General features: G+C 60.8%; 6 protein-coding genes. 2 read left to right on the top strand and 4 right to left on the bottom strand.

What is annotated here, in order from left to right; all coding sequences use genetic code 11:
- Window positions 1–32 precede the first annotated feature (32 nt).
- From PMI22_RS10980 to PMI22_RS10965, 4 genes are all read right to left on the bottom strand, one after another.
- Window positions 33–437, bottom strand: a complete 405-nt coding sequence (locus PMI22_RS10980; protein WP_033049383.1) for an META domain-containing protein — start codon at window positions 435–437, stop codon at window positions 33–35.
- Between the two features lie 8 nt (window positions 438–445).
- Window positions 446–871 (bottom strand): hypothetical protein, encoded by a 426-nt coding sequence (locus PMI22_RS10975; RefSeq protein WP_007946834.1) that lies wholly within the window; start codon window positions 869–871, stop codon window positions 446–448.
- Between the two features lie 156 nt (window positions 872–1,027).
- A complete protein-coding gene (locus PMI22_RS10970; RefSeq protein ID WP_007946835.1) occupies window positions 1,028–2,017 on the bottom strand; it encodes a 2-hydroxyacid dehydrogenase in 990 nt (329 codons plus the stop codon).
- Window positions 2,018–2,224: 207 nt separating this feature from the next.
- Window positions 2,225–4,978 (bottom strand): response regulator, encoded by a 2,754-nt coding sequence (locus PMI22_RS10965; protein ID WP_007946837.1) that lies wholly within the window; start codon window positions 4,976–4,978, stop codon window positions 2,225–2,227.
- Between the two features lie 215 nt (window positions 4,979–5,193).
- Between PMI22_RS10965 and PMI22_RS10960 the strand changes: the two genes are divergently transcribed.
- Both PMI22_RS10960 and PMI22_RS10955 read left to right on the top strand, forming a co-directional pair.
- Window positions 5,194–5,916 carry a response regulator transcription factor gene (locus PMI22_RS10960; protein ID WP_033049380.1) on the top strand — a complete coding sequence of 241 codons (723 nt, stop codon included), beginning with the start codon at window positions 5,194–5,196 and terminating at the stop codon, window positions 5,914–5,916.
- Window positions 5,903–7,297, top strand: a complete 1,395-nt coding sequence (locus PMI22_RS10955; RefSeq protein ID WP_007946839.1) for a sensor histidine kinase — start codon at window positions 5,903–5,905, stop codon at window positions 7,295–7,297. The genes PMI22_RS10960 and PMI22_RS10955 overlap by 14 nt, the downstream gene beginning before the upstream one ends.
- Window positions 7,298–7,365: the final 68 nt, after the last annotated feature.

Genomic DNA, 7,365 nt, shown 5'->3' on the forward strand with positions numbered 1-7,365 from the left:
ACGCAGAGCGTGGGAACGATCGGGTCGAGGGATCAACCCTCTTCAAGCCACCATCGCAATGGCTTGCCTTGCGCCGGCCAGAAGCGCATCTGCTCAATCGGTGAAACGTCCCAGCGCTGTACGCCTTCCAGCGCCTGCAAGAAGCGCTTTTCCTGCTCCATGAGCGCGGGTGCACACAGCTTGCGGGTGCTGCCGATCTTGCCGAAGCTCAACTTGTTGCCTTCCAGGGTGTACGGCGCGAACCAATGGTTACAGCCGCCACTGCCATAGGCCCGGCCGTCTTCACCGAGGGTGACAGTCAGGTGGCTGTAGTCCATCAATGGATATTCGCCGATCCATTCCAGAATGTAGCTTCGATTTTTTTCCAGTTGCACTGGCTCAGCGGCGCATCCCAGCAGGCTGGCACCGACCAAAGCGGTCAGCGCGAAACGTTTCATCACGGCGGTCACTGGCATTTCGGGCACAGGTGTTTCTCGCCGACAGAGGTCCAGCCCAGCTCGGCAATCCGCACCGTGGCAGCGGGCTTTTCAGCCTTGTTGCCGAGCTTGGCGTCGACCGCGAACTCAAAGCTCAGCGCTTTGGCACAGCTGTCGCAATTGACTTCCCAAGTGTGGATCGCCAATTCGCCGAACACCGGGCCACTGCTCACCGCGACCCATTGGCCTGGCGGGTTGATCAAATGGCGAACCGTTTCGACGGTCAGGCGCATGGACAAGTCCTTGCTGCCTTTAAGGGTCACTACCAGCACGTCGCCAATCCGGATCGAGCCGCCGTTACCGGTGACTTGATAACGCCCCGGCACCAGGGCGCGGCATTCGGTGAGGGTGTGTTGCGGGTTCATCAGGGTGTAGCGGAAATCGTGTTCGACCATGGGTCCTCCAAATAGGCGCGACATGCTATCACGGGCCTGCGCGCAGCATGGCGCGGGCAGGTGACCTTCGATCAGGTTCAACCGCCCCGCTGACTCATGGCATGGCGCCCGCTTTTGCACATTGAAGGAACGGATAAGGTCCAGGGACTGAGTCGATCAGCCCTCGACCTGATTCTGCGGCGTGCCGGCCGCCCAGGCCACGATGTTCTGCAGGGTCGTCGCGGCAATCGCGCCCAGCGCTTCGCGGGTCAGGAAGGCCTGGTGCGCGGTGATGATCACATTTGGAAAGGTCAGCAACCGCGCCAGCACGTCGTCTTGCAGCGGCAGGTCGGAGCGGTCTTCAAAAAACAACTGCGCCTCTTCTTCGTACACATCCAGCCCCAGATAGCCCAATTGGCCGTCCTTCAATGCGTCGATCAGTGCGGGGGTGTCCACCAAACCACCTCGCCCGGTGTTGATCAGCATTGCGCCAGGTTGCATGTGCGCCAGTGATTCGCGGTTGATCAGGTGTTTGCTTTGCTCGGTGAGCGGGCAATGCAGGCTGATGATCTGCGACTCGGCGAGCAGTTCCGGCAGGCTCAAGTAGCGAGCGCCCAGGGCTTCGACCTGCGGATTGGGGTAGGGGTCATAGGCCAGCAACCGGCAGCCGAAACCGTTCATGATCTTGGCGAACGTCGCGCCGATCTGCCCGGTGCCGACCACGCCGACGGTCTTGCCCACCAGGTCGAAGCCGGTCAGCCCATGAAGGCTGAAGTCACCTTCGCGGGTGCGGTTATAGGCACGGTGCAAGCGGCGGTTGAGTGCCAGGATCAGCGCCACCGCATGTTCGGCCACCGCGTGTGGCGAGTAGGCCGGGACGCGCACGATTGCAAGACCCAGGCGCTTGGCCGCGGGCAGATCAACATGATTGAAACCGGCCGAGCGCAGGGCGATCAGGCGCGTGCCCCCCGCCGCCAGACATTCCAGAACCGGGGCGCTGAGGTCGTCATTGATAAAGGCACAGACCACTTCGTGCTTTTGCGCCAGTGTCGCAGTGTCAAGGCTCAGCCGCGCTGACTGAAAGTGCAGCTCGATACCGACGGGCAGGTCGGCGCCCAGAAAACTGTCGCGGTCGTAGGTCTGGCTGCTGAAAAGAATCGTGCGCATGAATCCTCCATTTAACTCGGTCCCGCGTTATGTAGCAGCTGGCGAAGCCTGCGTCCGAGGGCGAAGCCGTCGTAAAATCAGGCGCTGCGGTCTTTCAGGTAAACCGCGTTTGTCGGGTTTACGACGGCTGCGCCCTCGGACGCAGGCTGCGCCAGCTGCTACAAAAGGCAGCTTAGCGCTGAATGTGATCGGCGCGGTTGCACTGCATCAAGCATTAATACGGGCATGAGCGGCCAGGCGATTGATCGCCCGTTCGAGCTCTTCCAGTGCGCCGGGCGCTTTCGAGTCCTGTTGCTTGAGCAGCGTCTCACTGCGCTGGCAGGCCGCTCGCAGTTGCGGGACGCCGCAATAACGGGTTGCCCCGTGCAAGCGATGGACGCGCTCGATCAATGCATTCTGGTCATTGCTTTCCCGGGCCGTGCGAATGGCCTCGCGGTCGGCTTCAAGCGAGGCCAGCAACATCGCCAGCATGTCCGCCGCCAGATCCGCTTTACCCGCAGCCAGACGCAAACCTTCCTCGGGGTCGAGCACCTGCAAATCATGACCGCCGCCGTGGCTGTCGCTGGAACGTTCCGGCCCGTGATTGCGCAGGGCAAGGCCTGTCCACTTCAACACCACCTGCGCCAATTGTCGCTCGCTGATGGGTTTGGTCAGGTAATCGTCCATGCCGCTTTGCAGCAGCGCACGTTTTTCATTGGCCATGGCATGGGCGGTGAGCGCCACGATCGGCAGCGGTGTGCAATGCCGTTCACTTTCCCACAGACGAATCGCTTCGGTACTTTGACGCCCATCCATGCCGGGCATTTGCACATCCATCAACACCAGGTCGAAGGTTTCGTTGTGCACCGCCTTGACCGCCGCGTATCCACTTTCCACGGCCAGCACCTTGGCGCCCATGTCTTCGAGCAGGGTTTGTACCAGCAACAGGTTGGCCGGGTTGTCGTCGACGCAGAGCACCTTCGGCGCGCGACTGGACACCGGTTCACCCGGTTCGGTGCGCTGCTGACGGGGGTTGACCAGATCGGACAAGGCCCGACGCAGTTTGCGGGTGCAGGCCGGTTTGGCCTGAAGCTGACTGTGCGGGTTAGGCACCGAGAGATGGAACAGTGTTTGCTCGGTGGTTGGACACAGCACCAGGACTTTGCAGCCCAGGTGTTCGAGGTCCCAGATGTGCTGGTTGAGACGCTCCGGTGGCATGTCGTTGCTGGTGATGCCAAGCACTGCCAGGTCGATGGCCTGATCGGTCTGGTGCGCGCCGGTCACGCCATTGGTCAGGCTTTCCAGGGTATTGAACGGTGTTACGCTCAGGCCGCAATCTTCCAGTTGATGCTGCAAGGCCTGCCGTGCCAGTTCATGGTTTTCCAGCACCGCCACGCGGCGCCCGAGCAGGGGAGCGCCTGGCAGGTCTTCGGCATCATCGCGGGTCTTGGGCAGGCTCAGGCTGATCCAGAACTCCGACCCTTCGCCCGGTGTACTGTCGACGCCAATCTCGCCGCCCATCTGTTCAATCAGCCGCTTGGAAATCACCAGCCCCAGCCCCGTGCCGCCGGGTTGCCGGGACAAGGAGTTATCGGCCTGGCTGAACGCCTGGAAAAGCGCGCGCACATCCTGGTTCGACAGGCCGATGCCGGTGTCCTGAATGCTGATGCGCAGTTGCACGCTGTCTTCATGCTCTTCTTCAAGCATGGCGCGGGCAACGATGGTGCCTTCGCGGGTGAATTTGATCGCATTGCTCACCAGGTTGGTGAGGATCTGCTTGAGCCGCAACGGGTCGCCCACCAGCGACAGTGGCGTGTCGCGATACACCAGACTCACCAGTTCCAGCTGTTTGGCGTGGGCCGCCGGGGCGAGGATGGTCAGGGTGTCTTGCAGCAGGTCGCGCAGGTTGAACGGAATATTGTCGAGCACCAGTTTGCCGGCCTCGATTTTCGAGAAGTCGAGGATCTCGTTGATGATCCCCAGCAGGCTGTCGGCGGACTTTTCGATGGTGCCCAGGTAGTCGAGCTGGCGTGGTGTCAGTTCGCTTTTTTGCAGCAAGTGCGTGAAGCCGAGAATGCCGTTGAGCGGCGTGCGGATTTCATGGCTCATGTTGGCCAGGAACTCGGATTTGATCCGGCTCGCTTCCAGGGCTTCCTTGCGCGCCAGGTCCAGCTCGATGTTCTGGATCTCGATGGTTTCCAGGTTTTGCCGTACGTCTTCAGTGGCCTGGTCGACGCTGTGCTGCAATTCTTCCCGGGCATTTTGCAGGGTGCCGGCCATGCGGTTGATGCCGGACGCCAGGTCATCCAGTTCCTGGCTGCCGAGCGGCGGCAGGCGGGTTTCCAGATGACCGTCCTTGAGTTGCGCCACCGCCAGTTTGATCTGACTGATCGGCCGATTGATGGTGCGCCCCATCCTCAATGCCAGCAGCGCCGCGCCGGCCAGACCGGCGGCGATCAGCAGCAGGCTGGCAAACAGGCTGCGGTAACCGCGCAGCAACATGCCACTGTGGGACAGTTCGATTTCGACCCAGCCCAGCAGGCGGTTGGCTTCATCGGGAATCAAGTCGCCGGCCAGGTTGCGGTGCTTACCAAACACCGGCAGCAGATAACGCGTCGCATCGTTGCCGCTGCGGCGCAGCATCTGCGAGCCGTTGCCCACCGGTGCCTGATTGAGCATGGTCGGGCCGGCGTGGGCCCGCAGCGTGCGGTCGGGGGCGAGGAAGGTCACGGCGCGCACGTCCGCCGTTTCCAGCGACTGGGTAGCGATGCGCTCAAGCAGGTCATTGTCCTGGTGAGCCATGGCCGGGGCCACCAGCGGCGCCAGCTGTTCAGCAATCATCTCGCCGCGCTGCAGCAGCTGGGATTGCAGGTCGGATTGCTGCATCCAGGTGAAATAGCCGCCCAGGACCAATGCCATCAACGTCGTCGGCAACAAGGTCAGCAACAGCACGCGGCCTTTAATTCCCAGTTTCTTGAGCACGCATCTCTCCTGCATCCAGCGATTGATTGACCTGCGTGTACGTCCCGTACGCGCCACCCGGGCAGTGTAGCGAGTTGCAGGCAGGCAATCTTCGTAAAATTGATGTCGTTATTCGTCGGCTACCGCGCTGCTTTTGACGCCAGAACAAACCTTGGGTTGCCCATCGGCGGGCAATCTTGAATAATCACTCAACTGAGAATTATTTGCAGATACTGATGACTCCCATGTCGATTGGCCATCCCCGAATCCTTTCCATCGAAGACGACCTGGTGCTCGGTGCCTATGTGCACGAACATTTGGGCCGTTGTGGTTTTCAGGTGACCTGGTGCCAGAACGGCCAGGAAGGTCTGGCCATCGCGCGTCAGCAAGCCTTCGATGTGGTGTTGATGGATATTCTGTTGCCGGGCCTGGACGGGCTCAATGTGTTGACGCAACTGCGCCAGAGCCATTCCACCCCGGTGGTGCTGATGTCGGCATTGGGCGCCGAGGAGGATCGCATCAGCGGTTTTCGCCTGGGCGCCGATGACTACTTGCCCAAACCGTTCAGCATGGCTGAGTTGCGGGTACGCATCGAAGCGATCCTGCGTCGGGTGGCGCTCGACCGTCGACCGGCGCCGGCACCCGTGACCCGTGAGGCGGACAGTCTGCGTTTCGACGATGAGCTGTGTGAGGTCTTCTATGGCGAACACGCCGCCGGCCTGACCCGCAGTGAGTATCGGTTGCTGGAAACACTCAATCGCAATGACGATGAAGTGTTGAGCAAGGCGTTTCTTTATCAGCACGTGCTGCAACGCGGTTACGCTGCCCATGACCGCAGCCTCGATATGCACATCAGTCAGATCCGCCGCAAACTCAAAGGCATCGGCTATACCGAGCGGGAAGTGCGCACGGTCTGGGGCAAGGGGTACGTATTGAGTGCTGCCGATGAAATGGTCTGACCTGCCGGGCCGGCACTCACTGTTCTGGAAACTCGCCTGTCTGCTGATAGCGTTTTGTCTGTTGATGATCTGGTTGAGCTGGTCCTGGGGCCGGTACATGGAACAGAAAAACCTGTTCTTGTCCGAAGAGGCCCGCCTCACGCTGACCGGTTATGCCGCCGAAGCCGAGCAAGCCTGGAATCAACGCCAGAGCGCAGGCGTTGATGTCTGGCTGGAAGGTATCGGCAAGCGCGAGACGTCGTGGGTCGGTGTCATCGGCGCTGATTTGCAGTCGTTGAGCAGCTATCCGCTGACGGAAAAAGAAGTTCAGCGCCTGACCTTTTTGCGTGGGCTTGATTGGCCAACCAGTCGCCATACCAAAGGCTTGCCATGGTTGCGCATCCCTTTTCCAAAGGACCCGGCGGTCGGCAGCCTGGTGATCGAACTGCCTCAGCGCTTTGTTCCAGGGCAATACCGGTTGTTCTGGCGCGTGGTCACCAACGGCATCATTCCGGGATTGTTCACGCTGTTGTTATGCGTCGGTCTGTATCGACTGCTGGTCGTGCCATTGAACAGTCTGCGCGAACAGGCCAACGCCTGGCGGGCGGACCAGTTGAACGTGCGCTTGTCGAGCAGCACGACCAATCGTTCGGATGAACTCGGTGAATTGGGCAGAGCCTTCGATCACATGTCCGAGCGCCTGCAAGGCACCGTGGCCTTGCAGCAACAATTGCTGCGTGACCTCTCCCACGAACTGCGCACACCGCTGAGCCGATTGCGGGTGGCCAGCGAAAGCGAGGAGGGGTTGGCGGCGTTGCGCGAGCGTATCGGTCGGGAAGTCGATGGCATGCAGCGTCTGGTGGAAGACACGCTGCAACTGGCCTGGCTCGACACCGAGCGCTCACCGTTGCCCGATGAAGCGATCCAGATTCAGGCTCTATGGGAAATGCTCACGGAAAATGCCTGCTATGAAAGTGGCTGGCCAAGCAGTCAATTGCACTGCACCGTGGATTCATCGTGTTGGGTTCGCGGCAACCTGAACACCTTGGCGCAGGCACTGGAAAACCTTCTGCGTAACGCCATTCGTCATTCCCCCAAAGGCGGTGTGGTGAGTCTCGGTGCAAATCGCGACGGCGAGTTCTGGCATTTGTGGCTGGAGGATGAGGGCGGCGGGGTGGCTGAGGCCGATATTGAGCGGATCTTCTGCCCGTTCATTCGGCTCGACGGCTCCCGGCCTGGGGATGGTGGGTTTGGGTTGGGGCTGAGCATTGCGAGGAATGCGGTGCGGCGGCAAGGCGGGCGCCTTTGGGCTCAGAATACCGGGACGGGGTTGCGGCTTAATATGCGGTTGGTGGCTGAGATTGATGGTGTCAGAGATGACGCCTTCGCGGGCAAGCCCTAATGCCGATCAGTTAAGCAATTTCTGTGGTAACGCAATTGTTGTAGCAGCTGGCGAAGCCTGCGTTCGGC

Origin of the sequence: Pseudomonas sp. GM21 (assembly GCF_000282215.1) — a bacterium.
Classification (GTDB): domain Bacteria; phylum Pseudomonadota; class Gammaproteobacteria; order Pseudomonadales; family Pseudomonadaceae; genus Aquipseudomonas.

What these genes read in the sequence shown, in the direction of transcription:
- PMI22_RS10980 (WP_033049383.1), bottom strand. Translation starts at nt 437, where the DNA reads ATGAAACGTTTCGCGCTGACCGCTTTGGTCGGTGCCAGCCTGCTGGGA.
- PMI22_RS10975 (WP_007946834.1), bottom strand. Translation starts at nt 871, where the DNA reads ATGGTCGAACACGATTTCCGCTACACCCTGATGAACCCGCAACACACC.
- PMI22_RS10970 (WP_007946835.1), bottom strand. Translation starts at nt 2,017, where the DNA reads ATGCGCACGATTCTTTTCAGCAGCCAGACCTACGACCGCGACAGTTTT.
- PMI22_RS10960 (WP_033049380.1), top strand. Translation starts at nt 5,194, where the DNA reads ATGACTCCCATGTCGATTGGCCATCCCCGAATCCTTTCCATCGAAGAC.
- PMI22_RS10955 (WP_007946839.1), top strand. Translation starts at nt 5,903, where the DNA reads ATGAAATGGTCTGACCTGCCGGGCCGGCACTCACTGTTCTGGAAACTC.